General features: G+C 56.2%; 19 protein-coding genes. 14 read left to right on the top strand and 5 right to left on the bottom strand.

Annotated elements, in window-relative coordinates:
- Positions 1–50: 50 nt before the first annotated feature.
- The gene (locus IEV29_RS13265; RefSeq protein ID WP_188381751.1) at positions 51–590 is read left to right on the top strand and encodes an SDR family NAD(P)-dependent oxidoreductase; all 540 of its coding nucleotides are present in this window, start codon (positions 51–53) and stop codon (positions 588–590) included.
- Between the two features lie 8 nt (positions 591–598).
- Here IEV29_RS13265 and IEV29_RS13260 read toward each other — a convergent pair whose 3' ends face one another.
- Positions 599–1,711 (bottom strand): lipid A deacylase LpxR family protein, encoded by a 1,113-nt coding sequence (locus IEV29_RS13260; protein WP_188381750.1) that lies wholly within the window; start codon positions 1,709–1,711, stop codon positions 599–601.
- Between the two features lie 145 nt (positions 1,712–1,856).
- Here IEV29_RS13260 and IEV29_RS13255 point away from each other — a divergent pair, with 145 nt between their 5' ends.
- The 4 genes from IEV29_RS13255 (at position 1,857) to IEV29_RS13240 (ending at position 4,441) form a co-directional block, all read left to right on the top strand.
- A complete protein-coding gene (locus IEV29_RS13255) occupies positions 1,857–2,576 on the top strand; it encodes a YbaY family lipoprotein (RefSeq protein WP_188381749.1) in 720 nt (239 codons plus the stop codon).
- Between the two features lie 101 nt (positions 2,577–2,677).
- Positions 2,678–3,121: a DMT family transporter gene (locus IEV29_RS13250; protein WP_188381748.1), complete on the top strand. Its 444-nt coding sequence runs from the start codon at positions 2,678–2,680 to the stop codon at positions 3,119–3,121.
- Between the two features lie 389 nt (positions 3,122–3,510).
- Positions 3,511–3,897: a response regulator gene (locus IEV29_RS13245; RefSeq protein ID WP_188381747.1), complete on the top strand. Its 387-nt coding sequence runs from the start codon at positions 3,511–3,513 to the stop codon at positions 3,895–3,897.
- A gap of 40 nt (positions 3,898–3,937) precedes the next feature.
- On the top strand, positions 3,938–4,441 hold the full coding sequence (locus IEV29_RS13240) for a Csu type fimbrial protein (protein ID WP_188381746.1): 504 nt from the start codon (positions 3,938–3,940) through the stop codon (positions 4,439–4,441).
- A 149-nt stretch (positions 4,442–4,590) separates the two neighbouring features.
- Here the strand turns inward: IEV29_RS13240 and IEV29_RS13235 are convergent, their stop codons facing one another.
- Both IEV29_RS13235 and IEV29_RS13230 read right to left on the bottom strand, forming a co-directional pair.
- Positions 4,591–5,184, bottom strand: coding sequence for a DUF938 domain-containing protein (locus IEV29_RS13235; RefSeq protein WP_188381745.1), 594 nt, complete (start codon positions 5,182–5,184; stop codon positions 4,591–4,593).
- 75 nt (positions 5,185–5,259) lie between these two features.
- A complete protein-coding gene (locus tag IEV29_RS13230; protein WP_188381744.1) occupies positions 5,260–5,541 on the bottom strand; it encodes a GIY-YIG nuclease family protein in 282 nt (93 codons plus the stop codon).
- 81 nt (positions 5,542–5,622) lie between these two features.
- Here IEV29_RS13230 and IEV29_RS13225 point away from each other — a divergent pair, with 81 nt between their 5' ends.
- Positions 5,623–6,516 carry a cytochrome c gene (locus IEV29_RS13225; protein WP_188381743.1) on the top strand — a complete coding sequence of 298 codons (894 nt, stop codon included), beginning with the start codon at positions 5,623–5,625 and terminating at the stop codon, positions 6,514–6,516.
- Here IEV29_RS13225 and IEV29_RS13220 read toward each other — a convergent pair.
- Positions 6,503–7,387 carry a class I SAM-dependent methyltransferase gene (locus IEV29_RS13220; RefSeq protein ID WP_188381742.1) on the bottom strand — a complete coding sequence of 295 codons (885 nt, stop codon included), beginning with the start codon at positions 7,385–7,387 and terminating at the stop codon, positions 6,503–6,505. The two genes, IEV29_RS13225 and IEV29_RS13220, sit on opposite strands and share 14 nt — an antisense overlap.
- 349 nt (positions 7,388–7,736) lie before the next feature.
- On the opposite strand from IEV29_RS13220, the gene IEV29_RS13215 reads away from it, so the two are divergent.
- The 8 genes from IEV29_RS13215 to IEV29_RS13180 all read left to right on the top strand — a co-directional run bounded on the left by IEV29_RS13215 (position 7,737) and on the right by IEV29_RS13180 (position 20,130).
- Positions 7,737–9,512 (top strand): autotransporter assembly complex protein TamA, encoded by a 1,776-nt coding sequence (locus tag IEV29_RS13215; protein WP_229726397.1) that lies wholly within the window; start codon positions 7,737–7,739, stop codon positions 9,510–9,512.
- Between the two features lies 1 nt (position 9,513).
- Entirely contained in the window at positions 9,514–13,494 is a 3,981-nt protein-coding gene (locus tag IEV29_RS13210; protein WP_229726396.1) for a translocation/assembly module TamB domain-containing protein, read from the top strand.
- Positions 13,495–13,606: 112 nt separating this feature from the next.
- Positions 13,607–14,968, top strand: a complete 1,362-nt coding sequence (locus tag IEV29_RS13205; protein WP_188381741.1) for an NAD(P)/FAD-dependent oxidoreductase — start codon at positions 13,607–13,609, stop codon at positions 14,966–14,968.
- Between the two features lie 410 nt (positions 14,969–15,378).
- Positions 15,379–16,581: a cation:proton antiporter gene (locus IEV29_RS13200; RefSeq protein ID WP_188381740.1), complete on the top strand. Its 1,203-nt coding sequence runs from the start codon at positions 15,379–15,381 to the stop codon at positions 16,579–16,581.
- 35 nt (positions 16,582–16,616) lie between these two features.
- Complete coding sequence (locus IEV29_RS13195; protein WP_188381739.1) at positions 16,617–17,726, top strand: YbdK family carboxylate-amine ligase; 1,110 nt, start codon at positions 16,617–16,619, stop codon at positions 17,724–17,726.
- Between the two features lie 147 nt (positions 17,727–17,873).
- Positions 17,874–18,986 carry a sigma-54 interaction domain-containing protein gene (locus IEV29_RS13190; protein ID WP_188381738.1) on the top strand — a complete coding sequence of 371 codons (1,113 nt, stop codon included), beginning with the start codon at positions 17,874–17,876 and terminating at the stop codon, positions 18,984–18,986.
- A gap of 30 nt (positions 18,987–19,016) precedes the next feature.
- Positions 19,017–19,649, top strand: a complete 633-nt coding sequence (locus IEV29_RS13185; RefSeq protein ID WP_188381737.1) for a response regulator — start codon at positions 19,017–19,019, stop codon at positions 19,647–19,649.
- A gap of 46 nt (positions 19,650–19,695) precedes the next feature.
- Positions 19,696–20,130 carry a response regulator gene (locus IEV29_RS13180; RefSeq protein WP_188381736.1) on the top strand — a complete coding sequence of 145 codons (435 nt, stop codon included), beginning with the start codon at positions 19,696–19,698 and terminating at the stop codon, positions 20,128–20,130.
- Positions 20,131–20,223: 93 nt separating this feature from the next.
- Here IEV29_RS13180 and IEV29_RS13175 read toward each other — a convergent pair whose 3' ends face one another.
- Positions 20,224–22,218 carry a PAS domain-containing sensor histidine kinase gene (locus tag IEV29_RS13175; protein WP_188381735.1) on the bottom strand — a complete coding sequence of 665 codons (1,995 nt, stop codon included), beginning with the start codon at positions 22,216–22,218 and terminating at the stop codon, positions 20,224–20,226.
- Between the last annotated feature and the right edge of the window lie 347 nt (positions 22,219–22,565).

Genomic DNA, 22,565 nt, shown 5'->3' with positions numbered 1-22,565 from the left:
TTTGCCCTGTTTTCACGCGGCTCCCGCCATTCTTTTATGAGGAATATCCCATGACGCATCGTACGCACCCGCTTCAAAACAAGGTCGCTATCGTCATTGATGCTGCTCACGGCATCGGTGCCGAACTGGCGCACCAGCTTGCCCATGCCGGCGCACTGGTCGTTGTACAGTACCGAGCCGTACAACGACAGGCCGCGCACAGGGTGGAAGAAGAAATCTTTGCTTGTGGCGGTCGCGCCTGGGCCGTCCCGGCCAATCCGTACAGCGCGTCGGACATTGCGTTTCTATTGGAACAAACCCAACAAGGCTTTGGCACGCCGGACATCATCATCGCCTGCGAGTCAAACGACGACATGTTGCGCCAGCAGTTTGGCACGCATGCAGAAAAGGTCTGGTTGCTGAGCGACGCTGCGGGCTGCACGCGAAAGAACTGCACCTTGCCAGCCAATGCGAGCTGTGCGCTGGTTCGCATCATCACGCAGGCGACGCGTAACGCCGCGCTGCAGCAGGGACGTCATCCGGTGACAACCGATGACGAAGAAGAAATGGCACGCAGCGGGGACTGGCTTACTGCGCACGCACACGTCTAAGTATCGCCTCAGTACTCGAAACTGACGGTAATCGAGCCAAAACTTTGTGGCTTGACCTGCCCGCGAAACTCTTTGCTGCGCAGGTACTGGGCATAGGTGATCTTGCCGCCCCGCCACTGCCAGGCAATCCCCGCCGCCACATCGCCTACAAAATAGCGTTTGGGTATGCTGTGACTGTCCGAAAAGGTATTGCCATCGAGGAAAATATTGTGCGCCATGGCGCGGGCATCCACCGAGACGAAACCGTGCAAACCACCTTGCGCCAGCCGACGGGATGAATTGACAGGCAACGGCGCATTGCTTTCGCTGGCAGGCCGAATTGGCGAGGTACCAAAGTCGTTGGGCAGAAAATTACCGATCCGCATCTCGACCCCGGCATTGGCGTATGTCTTGACGTTACCCAGCGCATAACCATAGTGCGTGATCGCGTCGAATTTCAACGCCCCCGCATCATGAATCTGCATGACACGACGTTTCTTTTCCCGCACATACAGAATGCCAAGCTCATTGTTCAACTGATTATTCCAGCCCTGGAAACGGTAGATACCGCGCCACTTGTGGATCAGGTCCTGCGACTGTCGCGCCAGTGACGCCGGTCCGACCATCCCCACGTTGATTTCAACCGTCTCCATCTCCTTCTCGGTGCGTGCGTTATAGGCTAGTCCCAGATACAGCCAGCCGGCATAAGGACGATCGTTGGTAATCAGGTCGCTGCGCGTGTGATCGGTAGGCGTGTAAATCTGCTGTCCGCCGGTCACCACCATATTGCGTGATTCGAAGTCACCAGGCTGGAGATGGCGGGAAAAATGGTTTAGACGACGTATCCATTTGGGCAGACATGGATCGCTGATGTAATCCTCCAGATTGGCCGACACCCACGATAGCTTGACGCCATTGGTATAGTTGTTGTCCGTGCCAGCGAAAAGATCGTTTTCAAAATAGAAATTGTAGACATCCGGATAGTTCTTGAGCTCACGCACACCCGGCTTTTTACCGCAGCGCGTGTGTTCGTAATCTTCCTCTTCTGCGGCAAGGACCTGGACGGGCAGTACGCAAAACGACAAGGCAAGACCTAACGCAAATCGTTTGCAGCAAGCAGAACGAATCGGTGAGTTTGGCATGGGTCGGAAAGGTAAAGGTCATACACACGCAGTGCGAGCCGTCGGCACTGCACCAGCGTCCATGCGCTAACGCACATCAGACAACTCGCATAATATGCGAGGATATGCCAATCGTTAATTGCTTCCTGCACGGACAAGATCAAACATGACTATTTCGCCACGCTTTACCGCCATCCTGCTCGCCACCACCCTGCTGGCCGGCTGTTCCATGTTCTCCAAAAAGGATAATAACGCCGTCCTGTCAGGCAATCTGACCGGCAGCGTGACCTATCGCGAACGGATTGCATTGCCGCCGGATGCCAAGGTCATCGTCAGTCTGGAAGACACCACACGCAAGGACCGCAGCGCCGAATTCGTGGCCCAGCAGGTACTGGAGCCCAAAGGCCAGGTACCGGTTGCCTTCAACCTGCGCTACATCCCTTCCGCCATCGATCTCAAACACCGCTACGCCATCAATGCAGCCATCATCGACGGTGCGGACCAGTTGCTGTGGTCCACGGATGAATCCGTACCCGTCAATTTTGCCGAACAGGACAAACCCATCGCAGTCACCGTCAATCGCATGCTGAGTCCGGTCGCGGCCCCTGTCCCCGCACCAAAAACTGCCATGCCATTCAAATGCGATGAAATCAGCCTGATCGCCCGCTTCTCGGATGGCGTGGTGGAAATTGCCTTGCCCGGCCGCACGATCTCCTTGCCACAAGTCGTCTCGGCATCCGGCGCACGTTACACGGATGGCCAGACCTTGTTCTGGAATAAAGGCGACACTGCGCTGTTCGAAATGAACGGCAAGAAGTACACGGGTTGTCTGGTTGATCGCCAGTTTTCGCCAGCCAAATCAGGACCGGCAGCCAAGAAAAATTAAGCCGCTTTACCTGTCCGGGAAACAGTCGCCTACATAACGACGAAAGACTTCATCCGGCCAGTACACGCCGCCGCACCTGTCAACAACAGTGGGAGTGATGCATGAGTTCATACTTGTTCTATCTTCTTGTAGTGGCTGCAGGTGCCAGTGTCGCGTTTCAGCAGGTATTGATTTCCAATCTGCGCCTACAGATCGGTTCGGCGTGGTGGGCCGCCGTAGCGAGTTATCTGGTGGGCTTGCTGTTCACACTGATAGTCGCGGCCATTGCACCCGGACCGAAGCTGGCCGAAGTCTTGCCCAGGAGCGGTGACTGGCTGCCCTGGATGGGCGGCATATTTGGCGCGATTTTTCTGGCCATTACCATCATGATGGTGCCGAAGCTAGGCGCGGCCACCACCATCTCGCTCATCATTGTCGGTCAGATGATGCTGTCGCTGATCATGGATCACTTCGGACTTTTCGGACTGCCGATCCAACCCATCAGTCTGCTCAAGCTGGCCGGTGCCGGACTATTGATCGCCGGGGTGGCACTGATTCGTGCCTGACGGCCATGCCTGTCAGGCGGTGATACCGCCTTGTTGCGCGCAACGCTTTTTCTGCAAAGGAATCCGAACCCACATCTTGACTTGCGCAATTTGCAGGCAGACATAGAGCAGACACAACCTTTCCCTCCTTAGCAGCTTGCGTCGTCTGTTTTTTCCCGCCTGAATTCTTTCCGCTCAGCCTGCCTGAAGCACCTCTGCACGCCGGCTCATTCAACTGCCCACCCATCGAGGGGCGCCACGCAACACCCCCATCGTACGCCTCAGCAGGCGTATTCCTTGTAGGCATCTCCTTACATCATGAAGTGGATGCAGCTTTCATTTCCCATCGGCATTGGCTTCTTACGGCGAAATACGCGGACGCCTATTCTGAACACATGTCAGGAGCGCTTATGAAAATCGTCGTTGTGGAAGATTCAGCAGTGATTCGAAAACATCTGATCACGTTGCTGGAAACGGTAGAAGGGGTGGAGGTTGCCGGCGAAGCAGAGTCGGAGCAGGCAGCCTTGGCGCTCATACCGGATACGCAGCCTGACTTGGTGGTACTCGATATCAGACTGTCTCCCGGCAACGGATTGAATGTGCTGAGAGAACTGCGTGCTTCTGGTGATGCAACTGAAATTCTGGTGGTAACGAATCTGATGCACGAGCAATACCGGAAGTTGAGCATGCGTCTGGGTGCAAACGGTTTTTATGACAAGACGTACGGTATCGAAACGATGTTGAACAGGATTCAGAGTGGATGTACCGGGTGGTCTCAAAAAAGGCAATGTAATTAATTTTTCCGCAGTCACAATCTGTCAGATACAGGAGTCGAAAATGTCCAAGTTGTTGAAAGCCGTCGTAGTTTGCTCCGCAGCCCTCGTTAGCAGCGCATCGTGGTCGGCCACCGCTTCCACCACCTTCCAGGTAACGGCGACAATCCTGAGCTCCTGCACCGTTGCCGGCACGACGCTGAACTTCGGTAGCAACATTGATCCGATCGCGGCGAGCGTGCCGCTGGATTCGACTTCGACCCTGACGGTTACCTGCAGCAACACCACGCCTTATACGGTGGCATTGAGTGCAGGCAGCAATGCAGGTGGTGCGACCAACTTCACTTCGCGTGCGATCAAGAACGGTTCGAGCACGCTGGGTTATCAGCTTTACACGGACTCCTCGCGCACCACGGTGTGGGGCAACGGTACCAGTAGCAGCAGCACGGTCCCCGGTACCGGTTCCGGTAGCAATCAGACGCTGAGCATTTATGGCCGTCTGCCTTCGTTGACTGGTGCTGTGCCTGGCAACTATACCGATACCGTCACCGTCACGATCACGTACTGATCATGTTGTACCTACTCTGCACCGCTTGCTGCCTTGGCCTGATCATCAGGGTCCGCGGCAAGGCAAAAATCGTGACAGCGACAATCAGAAAATCTCGGTAGAAAAAGGGCGGCCAATTGGCCGCCCTTCTTCCATGCAAGCGCTATCTGTCAGTTTTGGACCCATGCCAGCAATCGATTGTTGGCAGGCATTGCATGATCCGCACGTTGGACAAACCCGCATGATGCAGCCAGCGCTTGCACGGTTTCCAGATCGCGCAAACCCATATGCGCACTTTGTGCACGCAAGGCTTCATCGAACCGCGCATTGCCATCACTGGTGTACTGACCGCCGATATTAAACGGGCCGTACACACACAACACCCCTCCTGCGGGCAATACACGACCGGCACCATCGAACATGCGCTCGACCTTGTCCCATGACATGATGTGGCAGGTGTTGGCGGTAAAGATGGCATCGAAATCACCTTGTGGCCAGTCCGGTTGCGCCATGTCGAGGATCAGCGGCTTGCGCACATTGTGCAGTTGCGCCTCGTCGATCCATGCCTGAATGCTGGGATGATAGTTGGGCAGATCACTCGTTTGCCAGATCAGATGCGGCAAACTGGCTGCCATGTGCACAGCATGCTGACCGGTACCACTCCCGATTTCGAGCACGTGACGAGCGCTGGCGAACTCCTGTCGCAACACGTCGAGGATAGGATCGGCATTGCGTTCGCAAGCACTGGAAAATTGCTTGTTCATCGTGTCCTTTTCTTCAACTGAGGACTCAAGGGTACACGATGCGAAAGATCGATGTGCACGGGTCGAGCCCGCGGTTCACGACAACTGATCGCGCCCGACACGCCAGAGTTGATCCTTCTGCATACAAAAACGGCGCTTCTGTGCAGCGCTCAATCGCTTCATCGTGTATTCGGCACGTGATGCGGCTGCACGATCCGGATAGGCCACGACGGCCAGCAAGCGTCGTGGCGGATGCGAGCGTGTATAACGTGCGCCCTTGCCATTCTGGTGACGTGCAAAGCGCGCCTGCACATCCACCGCAATGCCGGTGTAAATGCTGCCGTCATGGCATTCCAGCATGTACAGGTACCAGCTCAATGCCCACACTTTCTGATCGTGCGAGGAACGGATGCGAACGAGGCTTCGTTATACTTTGCTGTCCCTTCAGAAATCCTGCACATGCATCCGTCCTTTTCATTCATCTTGCGGCTTGCCCTGACAAGCGTCATCGCCGCGTGCGCCTTGTTCGGCACCACAACCTTGCATGCCGACAACGAACCAACCCTGACCTTGTCGCTGCCCAATCAGGAGCAAAAGCTGGCACGCTCCAATCTGCTGCGCCACACAGCAACGCACACCATCACCGTCCCTGACGATCAGGCCTACAAGCGCACGATGACATATCAGGCGATTCCGTTTGCGGCCATTGTGCGCGACATGCGCCATATCGACACCTTGCAGTTTACGTCTGCAGACGGCTTTGTCGCCAATATTCCGGGAGAGCTGTTTCGTTCCGCATCCGAACCATGGATCGCGATTGAACCGGCAGGACGACCCTGGCCTGCCCTTTCATCCGACAGCCTGCGCAGCGCCGGCGCATTCTATCTGGTCTGGCTGACACCGGAGAAAAGCGGTGTCAAAGCGGAACAATGGCCGTTTCAGATCATCAGCATCCGTAATGTGGAAGCCTTGACCGTACGCTATCCGCAATTGCTTCCCAGGACAGAGGGACAAGACGAAGACGCGCAAGCGGCTGTACAGCGCGGCATGCAGCAATTTGTAATGCAGTGCGCAAGTTGCCATCGGCTCAATGGCGGCGGTGATGCCGATGTCGGGCCGGATCTCAATCTGCCCTTCAGTCCTACCGAATATTTTCAAGAAGCCTATTTACGCAAACTGATCCGTCATCCGGCTGCCGTGCGCAACTGGCCGCAGGCCCGCATGCCCGCCTTTGGCGAGGCGGTCATCAGCGACAATGAGCTGGATGATCTGCTGACCTACCTGCAGCAGATGGCCAGACAGCGCGATCGTGGCCGCTCCACACATCGCGATGCGACCATTACGCAGGAGTGAAAAAGCGGGAAGACATTTCTTCCAGACCTAGTGTCTGCAGGACTTCCTGCAACCTTTCGGTTGGACGGCGACGCGGCAGATCCTTGTAGCTGGCGATAATCAGCTCGTTCTTCATCGAATGCTCCCACCCGACCAGCTCGGTCACATTGACCTGATAGCCATGCGCCTCCAGCTGCAGGCAACGCAGCACGTTGGTGACCTGACTGCCGAATTCACGCGTATGTAAAGGATGGCGCCAGATCTCGGTCAATGGACTGGCTAGCGCCTTGCCTTTGTTCTTTCGGAGTACGGACGCAACTTCAGCCTGGCAGCAAGGCACGATCACGATGAACTGCGCCTGCTTTTTCAACGCGAAATGAATCGCATCGTCGGTTGCCGTATTGCAGGCGTGCAATGCCGTGACGACATCGATTTTTTCCGGCAACTGGTCCGAAGTGATGGAATCCGCCACCGACAGATTGAGGAAGGACATGCCCGGAAATGCCAGCCGTTGCGCCAGTTCGGTCGATTTCTGTACCAGTTCGTCGCGCGTTTCGATACCGTAAATGTGTGACTGATCCTGACGCTGCTTGAAAAACAAGTCATACAGAATGAAGCCCAGATACGATTTGCCCGCGCCATGATCCACCAGCGTGATATCCGGATGATCGGCGGAAATCTGCTCCAGCAGCGGCTCGATGAACTGATACAGGTGATACACCTGCTTGAGCTTGCGGCGACTATCCTGATTGAGCTTGCCATCGCGCGTCAGGATGTGCAGCTCCTTCAGCAGTTCAATGGATTGGCCGGGACGAATGTCGTGGGCTTGTGCTGACGAGGGGGACGACTGCTCGGTTTGCTGCCTGGGCGCGTCGGTGCGTTTACGGCTCATGGTACGGTTACTCGGAAAGCGTGCGAGCCGCCACTATAGGCACTTTGCGCAGCAGCGGCAACTTTGGTGGATTTCTGCCTGGACGGGAACTAGCTGGTTCGCTACAGGGTCGGACTGCGGCAACGGGCCTGCTCTGGCAACAAGCGCATGCAAATACTGTAAGCTTGCAAGGTCGGCAACACCCATCACGTTGCATTCTTTCCGTATCGACATCGATATCGGTTTGGCAATTCGCTCATGTTGCAGCGCTTTTTTGCGGCAGGCCTTTTTCACAAAACCAGTGCTGAACAGAACTCTTTACTCCTTCCATTCTGCGCGTCTTTTACGACGTCCCGTGCGGACATGTGTGATGCTGCTCGCCTGCCTGCTGCCTGTATGGTCGATGCCGGCACTGGCACAGGATGCGGTTGAAGCCGATGAGGCCGCCATCGAAGAAGTAAAAAACGAGACACCGATCGTTCCCTATCGTTTTGAAATCAATGGTGCGGGTGGACTGACGCCGTTCATTACCGACAATCTGGAACTGGCCAAGCGCCAGTCGCAATCCCTGAACGAGGATGAAGTCTCGCGCCTGATGACGGTTGCGCCCAACCAGATTCGCTCCTTGCTCGCGACCGAAGGCTATTTCTCAGCGACGGTCACCCACGAAATCAACCGGGACAGTACACCTTGGCTGGCGCGGTATCAGGTGACACTCAACGAGCGCACGCTGGTACGCAGCGTTGCGCTCAACGTCACGGGTCACATTGTCGAAGCCGATCCGCAACGCGTGGAACGATTACGCCGACAATGGGGCCTGAAGGCAGGCGGCATTTTCCAGCAGAAGGCATGGGATGACGCCAAGACTGAAATGCTGCGCTCCTTGCTGGTACGTGATTATCCGGCCGCTGCCATCACCCATAGTGAAGCGCGCATCGAGCCGCTGACCGCCAGTGCCACCCTGCTGATCGATGTCGACTCCGGTCCTGCCTTTACCTTTGGCGAATTGCAGATCGAAGGTTTGCAGCGGTATGAATCGCGCATGATCACCGATCTGAATCCGATCAAGCCCGGCGATCGCTACTCGCAGGAAAAACTCAATGAGTTGCAGGCGCGTGTGCAGGACACCGGTTACTTTCGCTCTGCCTTTGCGACCGTCGACATCGATCCTGCCAAACCGACCAATGTGCCGGTGCGACTGGATCTGAGTGAAAACGAACGCAAGCGCTTGTCGCTGGGTGTCGGCTTCTCCACCGATTCCGGGCCGCGCCTGCAACTTAAATGGCTGAACCGCAACTTTCTTGGCCGCGACTGGCGTCTGGAATCCAATCTGCGACTCGATCGCGACAACCGCCGCATCGGGTCTGAGGTTTTTCTGCCGCCAATCAGCAATGGCTGGAGTCCGAGTTTTGGTGCGCAGTATTCCTACACCAATCTGCTGGGTGAAAAGCTCGACAAGATTCAAACCGGTGGTCGCCTGACCAGCCCGGACAAGAACAATGAGCAGGTCTGGGCGCTGACGCTGTATGCCGATCGTCAACGTATCGGCGACAACTTTGAAACCAATCGTGAAGCCTTGCTGGCGTCCTACAGCTACACACGACGTCGTGTCGATAATCTGATCACACCGTCGCGCGGTTATGTCGCCTCGATCGAACTGGGTGCCGGACCCAGCGGTGTCGTCAATGAAGAAAACATCGCCCGTGTGGTCGCACGCGCCACCTACCTGTCACCGACATGGAACCGGCGTTGGCAAGCCGTGTTGCGCGGCTATGTCGGGCAGGTATTTGGCGCCGAGCGCGATACCGTTCCCGGCGATCTGCTGTTCCGTACCGGTGGCGATCAGACAGTCCGCGGTTACGGTTACAACCGATTGGGTGTCGAACAAAAAGGAGCCATCGTCGGAGGCACCGTCACTGCCGTTGCCAGCGCAGAACTGGTCTATCGGATCACGCCGGCGTGGGGCGCAGCGGTCTTTACCGATGCCGGTAATGCCGCCGATTCCTGGGGCAACTTCAAGTTCATGCACGGCAGCGGCGTTGGCGCACGCTGGCGCAGCCCGATCGGACCGGTGAATCTGGATCTGGCGTACGGACATGAAACCAAAGAACCCCGCCTTCACTTTTCCATCGGCTATGGCTTCTGACATGACGACACCAGAGCAACAGCCGCAACCGGCAAACAGCCCGAACAAGCCAAAGCGCCGCCGCTGGTGGCTGCTCGCAATCGCGCTGCCTGTCCTTTTGATTGCCGCTTCGATTGGCGCAGGCAGCTGGATGTTGCAAAGCGAACGCGGCGCTCAAACGGCATTGTCACTGGCCGAACGCTTTTCCGCCGGCACGCTGACGGCCGAAGGTGTCGATGGTCGCTTTAACGACACCTTGCACATCGCCCGACTGCAGATCAAGCTGGAAAATCAAGCCATCGTTCTCGACAATCTCGCCTTGTCCATGCGTCCTGCGGAATTGCTGCAAGGCCGACTGCATGTGACAGCACTGAATATCGATAAGCTCGGTATCACCAGCAAGATTGCGCAGACCAGCGAACCAGCCAAACTGCCAGACAGCATCAGCCTGCCCTTGCGTGTTCGCATCGATGGTGTTCAGGTTAAGGGCGGTGAACTGTCGTGGGGGCCGTTGAATGTCGTGACACTCGGTGCCTTTGCCTTCAATCTCGATTATGACAAGCAGCGCTATCTGTTGAATCTGGATCAGTTCAGTGCGCGGTCAACCTCTGGCAACAATGCCTTTTCCGGTGATGTGAGCGGCAAGCTGGAACTGACGACGGCGACACCGTATGCACTCGATGCGCATCTCAAGACAAACAGCGAAAACGTGATCGGCGATCGTGCCATCGTGATCGCCGGCGATGTGACGGCACAAGGCTCGCTGGCGGATGTGCAGGCCGGCATCGACATGCGCGTCGATCGGGCAACGATCAGCGGTCATGCCAGCATTCGTCCATTCGCCGAACAACTGCTCGGCAAGGCCGATCTCACGACGCGTGATCTTGATCTGGCATTACTGGCCGATGGCCTGCCAATGACGACACTGAATATCGACCTGCAGGCGGATGAAAAAGGCAGTGGCAATCTGACCATCAACAATCCGGCCGCTGGTTTGTACAGTGATGGCCGCGCCCCGCTCTCGCGTCTGGTCGTTGAGTTCGCACAGTCAGACAGCCGCTTTGATTTCAAACGCATTCTGGCCTCTCTGGGCAGCGCCAGAACGCCAGCCGGTACGATAGAGGGTAGCGGACATCTCAAGGATGGCGCGCTCGACATGACACTGAATACCGCAGCGCTCAATCTGCAACGCATCGATGCCCGCATCCGCCCCACCAAGCTGCAAGGCCGCCTGAACATCAGGCATGTGGAAGGTCGGCAGGACTTTACGCTGGCCTTGCAAGAACCATTGAAAAGCAATCCGCTCACCCTGAACGCACACGCAATCATCGCCGATGAGGCGGCTGTCATCGATAAGGCAGAACTGCGTGCCGGTAGCAGTGCCGTCGATCTGACTGCACGCATCGGTCTCGCCAATGCACAGGCGTTTGAAGCCAAAGCGCTTATCCGCGATCTGGACCTGCGCAACTTCGGCAATTTTATCGATACGCCCAAACTGAAGCTCAATGCAGAACTGTCGGCCAAGGGGCAGCGACATCCCGCGCTGGAAGCAGATGCTGATTTCCGTATTGCCAACAGCAGCATTGAAGGACACGCGCTGACAGGCGAGGGGCAAATCGCGCTGCGCAAAGAGACCTTGAACATTCCCAGGTTCCTGCTCAATGCCGGCAGCAATCGTCTGAGTGCCCAAGGAAAACTGGCCGAACAGGATGCCCGTATAACCTTTGCCATTGATGCGCCGGCATTGGCGCAGCTTGGCAATCCGTTTGGCGGCGCGCTGAAACTGGATGGCGAAGTGCGCGGCAGCGTGCAGCAGCCACGCATTGCCGCCAGCTGGAATGGCACACAGTTGCGCTTACCGGCGCAACTGCAGATCGATGGCACGCAAGGCAAGCTTGAACTGGCGCTCAACCGTAACGCCAACGCTGCGCTGATTTCTTCCGTTACCCTGCTTACCGATGCACAGGGTGTACGCAATCATACGCAGCAGGTCAAGCAACTGAGTGCGTCGTTGCAGCATGGCGCACCGGCCAATGCGCCCCTGAATCTCAAGATTCGCGGCGATGGCATCAGTGGCCAGCAACTCGATGCCGAACATTTTGAGATCACCGGTAGCGGCACCACCGCGCAACACACACTGACGGCGAGTCTGGCAGAGCGTGATCAGAACTGGAAGATGATCGCCCAAGGCGGCCTGCAAGATCTGGCGCGCAATCCGGGCTGGAAAGGCACGATCAACACCGTCGATGCAACAGGTCGACTGAATATCAAACTGGCTGGTCCTGCCGGATTCCAGGCATCGCAACGACAGGTACAACTTGATCAGTTCCGCCTAGCCTTTGGCAATGGCGTGATCGCGATCGAGCAATTCCTGCGCAACGAACGCGGCATCACTACACGCGGCACGATTGCCCGCCTGCCCGTCGCCGAGCTGCTGCGCTACGCGGCACCGGAGGCTCCGATGAGTACTGATCTGACCTTGGCCGGCGACTGGGATTTGAAGATGAGCAACCGGCTTGATGGTCGCTTCAATCTGCAACGCGAAAGCGGCGATATTGCCGTCCTCAACAACACCTCTGCCCGTCTCGGTCTGTCTGCATTGACGCTGACCGGCAATGCAGACAGGGGCCGGCTTGCGCTGCAGTTCCTTGCGGAAGGCGCCAAGCCGGGTCGTATCGAACTGCGACTGGACACCGTGATCGGCGGTGGCGAAAGCCAGTTTTCGATTGCTCCCAGTGCACCATTCAACGGCACTGCTCGCATCAACACGCCGACACTGACTTGGCTTGGCCCGCTGCTCTCCCAAACCTTGGTCACCGAAGGCAGCCTGAATGCCGATGTCGCCATCGATGGCACGTTTGGTCGTCCGCGCTTCAATGGCGGCATCAACGCCGACAAGCTCCGTGTGCTGATGACGGATACCGGCGTGGATTTGCGTAACGGTACCTTGCGTAGCCGCTTTCAGGGTGATCAGCTCGTGATTGAAGGCTTGAATTTCCAGAACGGCCGCGGCACGCTGTCGATTGCCGGGCCATTGAGTATGGTGCGCGAGCAGCTGGCACTGGAATTATCGGTCAATGCCTCGCGCTACACATTGATTGATCGTTCGGATCGCAAACTGGTTATCAGCGGTAGCAGCGTGGTCGGCTGGCGCGAAGGTCAGGCCAAGGCAAACGGCAACTTCACTGTCGATTCCGGCATGGTCGATATCGGCTCGTCCGAGGTGCCGCAATTGTCGGACGACGTCATCATCGTCGGTCAAGGTGACAAGCAAGGCACCAAAACCGTCATCGCACTGGACCTGACCATCGGTCTGGGCAAAGGCATCCAGCTGACCGGACGCGGACTCGATGGCACCATCGTTGGTGACATTCGCCTGCTGGCAGATGCCGGCGGCCCGTTGCGTGCGGAAGGCACGCTGCGCGTCGCCAAAGGGACGTTCAAGGCATACGGACGCGAACTGGCAATTGAACAAGGTCTGCTGCGATTCAATGGCCCCCTCAACAATCCAAGTCTTGATATTCTGGCGATGCGACGCGGACGCGATCTGGAAGTCGAAGCAGGCGTCTCGGTGCGCGGCAATGTCATGACGCCACGCATCACGCTGGTATCCGATCCGGTTGTCGCCGATGCGGAAAAACTGGCGTGGCTGGTATTGGGACGCAGTCTGTCCAGCGCCGGTGATGGCGACATGAGCGCACTGCAAAGTGCGGCCAGCTCCCTGCTGACACAAGGCGCGGCCGCCGGCCTGTCCTCGCAGATTGCAACCGCGTTCGGTCTCGATGATTTCAGTATTGGCACCAGCAATACCGGTTTGCAGGAACGCATCGTGTCACTGGGCAAGCGGATTTCTTCCCGTTTGTATGTGAGCTACCGTCAGGGACTGGAAACCGCCAGCAGCATCCTGCTGCTGCGTTACACGCTGACGCCGCGTATCTCGGTCGAGGGCGAGGCCGGTACCAGCAGCGCACTGTCTCTGTTCTATAACTTCGCGTTTGATTAAAAGCTTGTTTTTTGACAACGGAACGAAGTCTGCCTGCCCCGCTCTAAATCCCTGCATCAGCTCCGCAACAGGCTGAAGGCTTGTGCCGATCCATGATCCGGGGAGAACGAGAATGACAACAGAAGAACAGACCCAGAGACCGCAAACCCGACCCGATTCCATCAATTCGCCGCACCGCATCGTCATCGTTGGCGGCGGTGCTGGCGGACTTGAACTGGCGACCACGCTTGGCAACAAGCTGCACGAGCGCGTCAAGGTCGTGCTGGTCGATCGCAATTCCATCCATATCTGGAAACCGCTCCTGCATGAAGTCGCCGCCGGCAGCATGGATGCCAATGCCCACCAGCTTGAATATGCTGCACAGGCCCGCTGGCATCGCTTTGTGTTTCAGCAAGGCGATTTGTGCAAGCTGGATCGCGCCCGAAAAATCATCACTGTTGGCGCGTTGCTGGATGACAATGGCGAGGAACTGATTCCCGCACGCGAGATTCCCTACGATATGCTGGTACTGGCCATCGGCAGCGTTACGAATTTCTTCAATGTCCCGGGTGCTGCCGAGCATGCGATTGCACTCGATGCATTGCATCAGGCCGAACATTTTCGTCGTCGCATGATCAGCATGTGCATGCGTGCCGACCGCGGCATGACCAGCAATTCGGACAAGTCCAACCCGCAGATGCACATTGCCATCATCGGCGGCGGCGCGACCGGTGTTGAACTATCGGCAGAACTGCGCAATACCGCGGAAGTGCTGGGTGCGTATGGCTTGCATCACCTTGATCCGCACAAGGACATCCGCATCTCGGTCATCGAAGCCGCACCACGCATTTTGTCTGCCCTGCCGGAGCCGGTTTCAGCCAAGACTACCGCCTTGCTGCAAAAACTGGATATCGATGTGCTGACCAGCGCCAAGGTCGCCGAGGTACGTGCCGACAGCGTGGTGTTCGACAACGGGAACAGCGTGCCAGCCGACCTGACGGTATGGGCGGCCGGTATCAAGGCGCCAGCCATCCTCGCCGAACTGGACTTGCCCATCAACCGGCTTGGCCAGGTCGTGGTGAAGCAGACACTGCAAACCGAAGTCGATCCCGATATCTTTGCCTTCGGTGATTGCGCAGCCTGCCCATGGCCTGAGAAGAACAGCACGGTGCCACCACGCGCACAGGCAGCGCATCAGCAGGCGGATTTTTTGTTTGATGCCATCAAGCGTCGTCTGAACGGTGAGCCGCTCCAGCAATACACATACAAGGATTTAGGCTCGCTGGTATCGCTCGGCCGCTTTGATGCAGTCGGCAATCTGATGGGACCACTGGTCGGCAGCACGCTGTTTGTCGAAGGCCTGCTCGCGCGTTTGTTGTATATCTCGCTCTATCGCATGCATCTGGTCGCATTGCATGGCTGGCTGCGTACAACAGCCGATTCGATCGGGCAGTGGCTGCAAAGAAAAACCTCACCAAGGGTGAAATTGCATTAATAACAAGTCACGGCAAGCCATTGATGTGACAAATATTTGCACTATAATCGGCACCCCGGCACATTTGCCGGGCCCAAAGCAGGGTGCGCCGCTCTATCGTCGCAGCCACGTGCCGGATGATTGCAGTGGGTCGCAATCACCGTTCCTGCAGGATGGCAACCACCCTGCACCTATGCTATGTACTGCATCGACGAATTGCAACAAGGCAAGCAGTCAAGCCATAAAGAAGCGAAAGATCGGCAAGAGCAGCAAGAACCGCCGACCTCGCCGCGTGTCGAAAAGCAGAAGAGCATGACTGTGTATCAAGAAGTTTAAGACGTGCATCCGTGCATGCGCGATACATGCTTGGCGTTGATGAGCGCGCATCCTTTCTGCCGGTTTGACCGCTTTTAATCATTGCCGGGAGCAATATGACGCCACACAGTTTTTTCCCAGCGCTGCCGGAAGCGCTGAATGTTTTGACCGCGACCGGGCTGCTTCTGATTGCCGGACTGGTCGGCGCACATCTGCTGCGCCGTGTGTTTCCGCAAGTGCCCGCCATCACTGGCTATGTCCTGACCGGATTGCTGATCGGACCGTCCGTTTTCAATCTGATCAACGTACCGCTGCTCGCCGATATGAGTCTGCTGGTCGATCTGGCGCTCGGTCTGGTGCTGTTCGAACTGGGACGTCGTGTCGATTACCAGTGGCTGCTGCGCGAGCGCGGTCTGCTGTTTACCGGCATCGTCCTGAGCACCGTTACCTTCTTTGCCCTGTTCCTGCTGATGACGTGGTTTGGTGTCAGCAAGCTGGTCGCCACCATGGTCGCAGCGCTGGGTATGGCGACTTCGCCGGCGGTGGTCCTGAATGTGGTGCGCGAGGTCAAGGCCGAAGGTCAGTTGACAGAACGCATGCTGCATATTGTGGTGATCGGCAACGTACTTGGCTTTGTCGCCTTCACCATCGGTCTGATGGCCGTCCACGTGGAATACGACGCGGGCTGGAAAAGCGTCGTGCTGCATCCGATTTACCTGCTGCTGGGCTCAGCGCTGCTGGCTTGGGTGATGAGCCGTTTGCTGGTCTGGATTGGCCATTATCTCGGCAGGGATGTGCAGGCAAGGACGATTCTGGCACTGGCGCTGATTGCAGCAACCGTTGGCATCGCCTTCATGCTGAATCTGTCGGCCCTGATCGCTCTGCTGTTGTTTGGCATTGCCAGTCGCAAGAACGATCCGCGCCACACGGTGGTTGAAACCGATCTCAGTCCCTTTACCGGCGTGCTGTATGTTGCCCTGTTTGTTTTTGCCGGTGCAAGGCTTGAACTGTCGCACTTGCTGACCTTGTGGCCGGCTGCATTGGCCTTCATTGCCCTGCGTCTGTTGATCACCCTGACGACGACGACCGCCATGTCACGTCTGAACGGCATCGCCTTGCGTAAAGGCGCACTGCTTGGTGTCGGGCTGGTGCCGCTGTCCGGCTTCAACATCATCATGGTGCAGCATGCGGTCGGTTACTATCCGCAATTCGGCGCGCAGCTGAGCGCGCTGGTGGTCTCGATTCTGGTCATCCTGGAATTGCTGGGACCGATCTTCACAAGATATGCGCTGGTTGCCTCGGGTGAAGCCAAAAACTGAACCCCAAAAAAGCACGACGCTGATCAAGGAGCAACATGCTGGAATTCAATAACTCGACGCCGCTGACCATGGGCGTTGAACTCGAACTGCAGATCGTCAACCGTCGCGATTACAATCTGACGCGCGGTTCCGACGATTTGCTGGAGATTATCAACAAGGTCGATCACGGCTACGACATCAAGCCCGAGATCACCGAAAGCATGATCGAGATTGCCACGTCTGTGCATACCGATCACCATGCGATGCTGGCTGAGCTGGTCGAGATGCGCAAGCTTCTGGTCGCCGCTGCCGACAAGCTGAATCTCGGTCTGGCCGGCGGCGGTGCCCATCCGTTCCAGCACTGGGAAGATCAGCGTATTTATCCGACCGATCGCTATCGCCTGGTTTCCGATTTGTACGGCTATCTGGCCAAACAGTTTACGGTTTACGGTCAGCATATTCACATTGGCTGCCCAAGCGGTGACGAAGCCATCCGCCTGTCGCATCTGCTGGCACGCACGATTCCGCACTTCATCACCTTGTCGGCCTCGTCCCCGTTCTATCAGGGCGTCGATACCACCTTCCAGTCATCACGACTGACCAGCATCAATGCCTTTCCGCTCAGCGGTTACATGCCGTTTGTGACGGACTGGGATGGCTTCAACACCTACTTTGACAAGATGTCGAAGCTTGGCATCGTTGCCAGCATGAAGGATTTTTACTGGGATCTGCGGCCGAAGCCGGAATACGGCACGGTCGAGATCCGCGTCTGCGATACGCCGCTGACCATTGAAACTGCCGTTGCACTGGGTGCGTATGCGCAAACGCTGAGCAAGTACTTCATGGACAACCGCGACCTGCAACCCTTGCAGGATACGTATCTGACCTATTCCTACAACCGCTTCCAGGCATGTCGCTTCGGGCTCAACGGTGCCCTGATCAATCCGATTGCCGGAACCCAGTCATCAATTCAGGAAGACATCCTCAATACGTTCGACATGATCCGTGATGCTGCCGACGCGCTCGGGACCAGCGATGCCATCGCTTTGCTGCGCAATCGTGTAAACGCGCAGGGCGATGCAACATGGCTGCGTGCCAGCTACGAAAAGAGTGGTTCGTTGTCTGACGTGGTGCGTCAGCAAAGCAATGTATGGATGGGAAAGTAAAATCAACAAAAACGACGTCGCAACATTTTCCCTCAAGTAAGAGGATTCCTACAAACGAATTGGAAAAGCGCCGATTCTGCAATCTTTGCAACACGCTCACAATAGCCTCTGTAAAAAATGCATGTTGCTTTAGCAGAGGAGAATTACATGGCGAATGGATTGAATGTTTGTGGCAATGTTGTCGGTTTGCCGACACTTGACGCAAAGACACAGGCAGTCCTTCACGAAGACCGTGCTCCGTATCAGGAAACGGAACTGAGCCGTTGCGGCAAGCTGTATGGTGCATCCGAACCGATGCGCAATCTTTTTACCATGATCAGCAAAGTTGCACCGACCAATGCCAATGTCCTGATCGTGGGTGAAAGCGGCACCGGCAAAGAGCTGGTAGCCAATGTCATTCACCAGAAAAGCAAGGACAGCAGCCAACCGTTCGTTGCACTCAATTGCGGTGCCGTGTCACCCCAACTGATCGAGGCAGAACTATTCGGCCACGAGCGCGGCAGTTTTACGGGCGCCATCCGCTCCCAAAAAGGCTGTTTTGAACGTGCCAATGGCGGCACACTGTTTCTCGACGAAGTGACTGAGATGTCGCTGGACATGCAGGTCAAGTTGCTGCGCGTGCTGGAAACCAACCGTTTCTACCGCATTGGTGCAGATGAAGAAACCGAAGTGCGCGTGCGCGTGGTAGCGGCCACCAATCGCGATCCGGCAGAAGCCGTCGCAGCAGGTTTGCTCCGTCGCGATCTTTACTACCGTCTGGCGGTGTTTCCAATTGCCATGCCGTCATTGCGCGAGCGTGGTCACGATATCGGTCTGCTGGCTGATCTGTTTCTGCAACAGCTCAATGCCGAGGAAGGCTGCAATAAATTCTTTTCGCGAGCCTCGCTGCGACTGCTGCAAGCGTATCCGTGGCCAGGCAATGTTCGCGAACTGAAGAACGTCGTCCACCGCGCATTCATTCTGGCAGACCGCGAGCTCGACATTGCGCCGGCCATCGGCCCGGTCCGTAATGCACCGACATTGGCCGAGCAGAACACGGATTGCGTTACAGTGCAGATTGGCTCCAAGCTGGCGGACGCCGAACAGCAACTGATTTGCGCGACCCTGGACCACTGCGGCGGTAACAAGACCATGACCGCCGAGGTGTTAGGCGTGAGCCTGAAAACCCTTTACAATCGATTGAACGAATATCAATCGAAGTTATTCCTGCAGGATGCCATCGTGCATGCCAGCCCATACGGTGTACAGGCACGAAATTAACATCTGTTTGAATCCATTCTTGCCAAGACAATGATAAAAATTCTGGTAGTCGATGACCATGCAGTCGTAAGGGCGGGCGTACAGCACTTCATTTCGCAAGTGCCCGACATGAAAATCGAGGGAGAAGCAGGGACTGCACAGGAAGCCATCCGCATGATTCGTGCGCAGGAGTACGACATCGTCCTGCTCGACATCAACATGCCCGATAAAAGCGGCGTTGAAGTCCTCAAACAGATCAAGCGCGAAAAGCCGAACCTGCCGGTTCTGATCCTGAGCATGCATCCGGAAAGCCGCTATGCGGTACAGATCCTGCGATCGGGCGCGAGCGGTTATGTGCAGAAGGAAGCGCTGGCAGACGAATTGGTCAATGCGATCCAAACCATTTTACGCGGTCACAAGTACATCAGCCACGCCGTTGCCGAACTGCTGACCACTGAGCTGGATGTCAATGCCGAAAAGCCATTGCACGAGACGCTGTCCAAGCGCGAATACGAGATTTTCTACAAGTTATGCCAGGGACATGGCGTAACGAAAATTGCAGAGGATCTCTGCCTGAGCGTCAAGACCGTCAGCACGTATCGTGCGCGTGTCTTGCAAAAAATGAACATGGAGAACAACGCGGGCATCATTTACTACGCGATCAAACAAAATCTGATTGACTAGATTCATCAGGAATACCGCAGCGCACAGTACGTACCGTAACAACGACATGACCACGATCAACGACAACTCAATCACTCAAGGCAATCTGCCATTACGTGTTTTTCTGGTGGAAGACTCGCTGGAAATTCGCGACTTGATGGTCGAGAACATGGCAATGATCGATGGACTGAATGTCGCCGGTATGGCCGAATCGGAAGATGAGGCACTGATGCAACTGCAGGCTGAGCCGTTCGATATTCTCATTGTCGATATCCAGCTCAAGAAAGGCAATGGCATCAACCTGCTGCGAAATATTGCCGAAGATCAGAAATTTACCAATGCACTGAAAATCATCTGCAGCAACAATGCGACGGAAGTGTTCAGACGCGTTGGTCGTCAGTATGGCGTCAATCACTTCTACGACAAGACATCCGAGTTTCCCCAATTGTTTGCCCTGCTTCAGCAAATCGCCTCCCAACAGGATCACCGTCAGCAAGCCTGACGACGCTTATCAAGCCTGCCCACCCCATCCTGCTGCATCACATTCTGCTGGATCACATCCGGGTTCGGCGCGCCTGGAGCCAAACGCACCACCTTAAATCAGATCGCCAGTCAGATCCGGTTCGGCATCGTTCCGCATGTTTGCGGGAATTTTGGGAATGGTTGCACTGATCAACGTGCCGCCACTAGGCGCGTTCCCCACCGTGACCGAACCACCCAGATAGGTGGCGCGCTCGCGCATGCCGCGCAGACCGTGCGTCATCACATCCTTCAGACGTTCCGGCGCGATGCCGATGCCGTTATCGCGGATATTGAGAATGATCTCGTCATCCGTATCGTCCAGAATCACATCCACATGCGTCGCCTGCGCATGCTTGGCAATATTATTCAGTGACTCCTGCACCATGCGAAACAGCGCGATATCAACGCGCGGCGCATAAGACAGCGCATCATCCGGCAGGCTCGCATTGCAACTGATGCCGGAATACTTTTCAAACTCCAGCGCCTGCTCTGCAATCGCGACTTTGATACCGAACACGTCAAGTTTGTCAGGACGCAAACCGTTCTGAATGCGTCGTGTCGCCGTCGTGATCGAGGCCAGCAAGGTACGTATCTTGGCAATGCGTTCTGTGAACTTCGGTTCGTCCGGCATCTGCTGGAACGCCAGCGACAGATGCATGTTCAATGCCGTCAATGCCGAGCCCAGGTCATCGTGCAACTCGCGGGCAATGGCCTTTTTCTCTTCTTCTCGTGTCGTCTCAAGGTGACCGATCAGTTCATTGACTTCGGCAGTACGGGAGGCAACCAGTGCTTCCAGCTGCGTTTCATGTGCCTTCAGCGCATCTTCCATACGCTTGCGATCGGTGATATCGGTACTGATACCGACCAGTCCCATCATCTGCCCCTTTGCGTTCAGCCAGGGTGCTTTGGTGGAATGCAAGGTACGTACACCGAACGGAAAGTGTGTGGTCGTCTCGAACACCTGGGCCTGCTCGGTCTCGATCACGCTTCTGTCCTCGCGCGCGACGCGCTCCGCATCATCGCTGTTGATGTAAATGTCCTGACTGCGGAATCCCAGGACTTCATCACTGCTCTTGCCCAGCAGACGCAATTTGGCCGGATTGGCAAAAATCATGCGGCCATCCGTATCCTTGACGAAGATCGCATCCGGCGTGTTGTCGCTCACTGCACGTAACAGCGCATTGCTTTCGGCGAGCGCAATCTCGCCCTGTTGCCGCACTTCGTACTCGCGATTGAGCAAGCTCGCTGTACGACAGAACATGATGAACAGCACCGAGCTTGCCAGCAGGATCAGCAGCGGAGACGTCTTGTCTGCCTGATAGAAACCGCGTTCGACCCCCCACTTCACCGCAAGATCCAGCACAACCAGTAACAACAGACTGTTTGGCAGCAAGCGGCGCAACAACGGACCTGCCGGTGACTTGCTGTTCCAGAGACTCATCAGCCGGTGCGTCGGACGCGCCGCCAATATGCCCAGAGCCAGAATCACAAACGCGATCGAGGTGGCCGGCGCGACATCCGGATTGGCGGCAGCCGTACCGAATGAAATCACGTGATAGAAATGGCCGATCAACGGCACGCCCATGACACCACCCAGAACGATGGCACAGTATTCGGCCGGATAATGCTCGGCAGGCGTGCGGTAGTCGATAAACAGCAGGCAGCTGCCCGCCAATACAAACCCGGCAGCAGCCAGCGGCAGAATATTTGCGGACGCCTGTGCACTGGCCAGCACATAGTCGTCACCGATCTGCACGTTGAACAATTCACGCATCAGCGCCAGTGCACCTGCGGCTATCACCGCAACGGAAAAGATCGAGCCCACCATCGCCGCGCTGGTTTTCAGCAAACGACTTGAAAAGCGCATGGAGCGCAAACAAAGCGCAACGCTGACCAGCACAAAGATCAGGCCGGTATTGGGATTCATGGGAACAAAGTCGGAAACTGGATAATCAAGAATCCAGTACTGTTGCTGAGCGTTGATGATCGAGGTCAGTCCGACCACCGCCAGAAAACAGGCTGCCAGCACAGGGGCGTATAAGACGCGATATCCGATCAATCGGAACATGTAGAAACTCCGGTGAATAAGACTGAACCCTGCTTGCATTATCCCGATCTGCACGCTGCGTTTATTCGCGACGTCACGAGATGTGTGGAATAAGTATTACCGCATTCCATTGTCCACTTTTTGCAGCGCATTTGCATACCCATTCGGCGACAATTTCTGCAGAAATTTCAGAGCAAGAAAACAGGGACAGGTAGACATGACCTCACGGCCTGATAGCGAGTTGCACCTAGACGGCACCAGACTTTCGCACCAGATCCGCCTCGCCAAACAAAAAAGTCCGCGCTTGGCGGACTTTCTCGCTCTCTTGCTACGACATCAAAAAATCAGGTAAATCAGCACCAGTACAA

The organism is Oxalicibacterium faecigallinarum (genome assembly GCF_014635705.1).
In the GTDB taxonomy this organism is placed as follows: Bacteria; Pseudomonadota; Gammaproteobacteria; order Burkholderiales; family Burkholderiaceae_D; genus Oxalicibacterium; species Oxalicibacterium faecigallinarum.
The sequence above is the reverse complement of the archived record's forward strand: the minus strand, read 5'-3'. Positions and strand labels throughout refer to the sequence as shown.

Bases quoted from the DNA above. Each gene is read 5' to 3' on its own strand.
- IEV29_RS13265 (WP_188381751.1), top strand. From the start codon at position 51: ATGACGCATCGTACGCACCCGCTTCAAAACAAGGTCGCTATCGTCATT.
- IEV29_RS13260 (WP_188381750.1), bottom strand. From the start codon at position 1,711: ATGCCAAACTCACCGATTCGTTCTGCTTGCTGCAAACGATTTGCGTTA.
- IEV29_RS13255 (WP_188381749.1), top strand. From the start codon at position 1,857: ATGACTATTTCGCCACGCTTTACCGCCATCCTGCTCGCCACCACCCTG.
- IEV29_RS13250 (WP_188381748.1), top strand. From the start codon at position 2,678: ATGAGTTCATACTTGTTCTATCTTCTTGTAGTGGCTGCAGGTGCCAGT.
- IEV29_RS13245 (WP_188381747.1), top strand. From the start codon at position 3,511: ATGAAAATCGTCGTTGTGGAAGATTCAGCAGTGATTCGAAAACATCTG.
- IEV29_RS13240 (WP_188381746.1), top strand. From the start codon at position 3,938: ATGTCCAAGTTGTTGAAAGCCGTCGTAGTTTGCTCCGCAGCCCTCGTT.
- IEV29_RS13235 (WP_188381745.1), bottom strand. From the start codon at position 5,184: ATGAACAAGCAATTTTCCAGTGCTTGCGAACGCAATGCCGATCCTATC.
- IEV29_RS13225 (WP_188381743.1), top strand. From the start codon at position 5,623: ATGCATCCGTCCTTTTCATTCATCTTGCGGCTTGCCCTGACAAGCGTC.
- IEV29_RS13220 (WP_188381742.1), bottom strand. From the start codon at position 7,387: ATGAGCCGTAAACGCACCGACGCGCCCAGGCAGCAAACCGAGCAGTCG.
- IEV29_RS13215 (WP_229726397.1), top strand. From the start codon at position 7,737: ATGCTGCTCGCCTGCCTGCTGCCTGTATGGTCGATGCCGGCACTGGCA.
- IEV29_RS13210 (WP_229726396.1), top strand. From the start codon at position 9,514: ATGACGACACCAGAGCAACAGCCGCAACCGGCAAACAGCCCGAACAAG.
- IEV29_RS13205 (WP_188381741.1), top strand. From the start codon at position 13,607: ATGACAACAGAAGAACAGACCCAGAGACCGCAAACCCGACCCGATTCC.
- IEV29_RS13200 (WP_188381740.1), top strand. From the start codon at position 15,379: ATGACGCCACACAGTTTTTTCCCAGCGCTGCCGGAAGCGCTGAATGTT.
- IEV29_RS13195 (WP_188381739.1), top strand. From the start codon at position 16,617: ATGCTGGAATTCAATAACTCGACGCCGCTGACCATGGGCGTTGAACTC.
- IEV29_RS13190 (WP_188381738.1), top strand. From the start codon at position 17,874: ATGGCGAATGGATTGAATGTTTGTGGCAATGTTGTCGGTTTGCCGACA.
- IEV29_RS13185 (WP_188381737.1), top strand. From the start codon at position 19,017: ATGATAAAAATTCTGGTAGTCGATGACCATGCAGTCGTAAGGGCGGGC.
- IEV29_RS13180 (WP_188381736.1), top strand. From the start codon at position 19,696: ATGACCACGATCAACGACAACTCAATCACTCAAGGCAATCTGCCATTA.
- IEV29_RS13175 (WP_188381735.1), bottom strand. From the start codon at position 22,218: ATGTTCCGATTGATCGGATATCGCGTCTTATACGCCCCTGTGCTGGCA.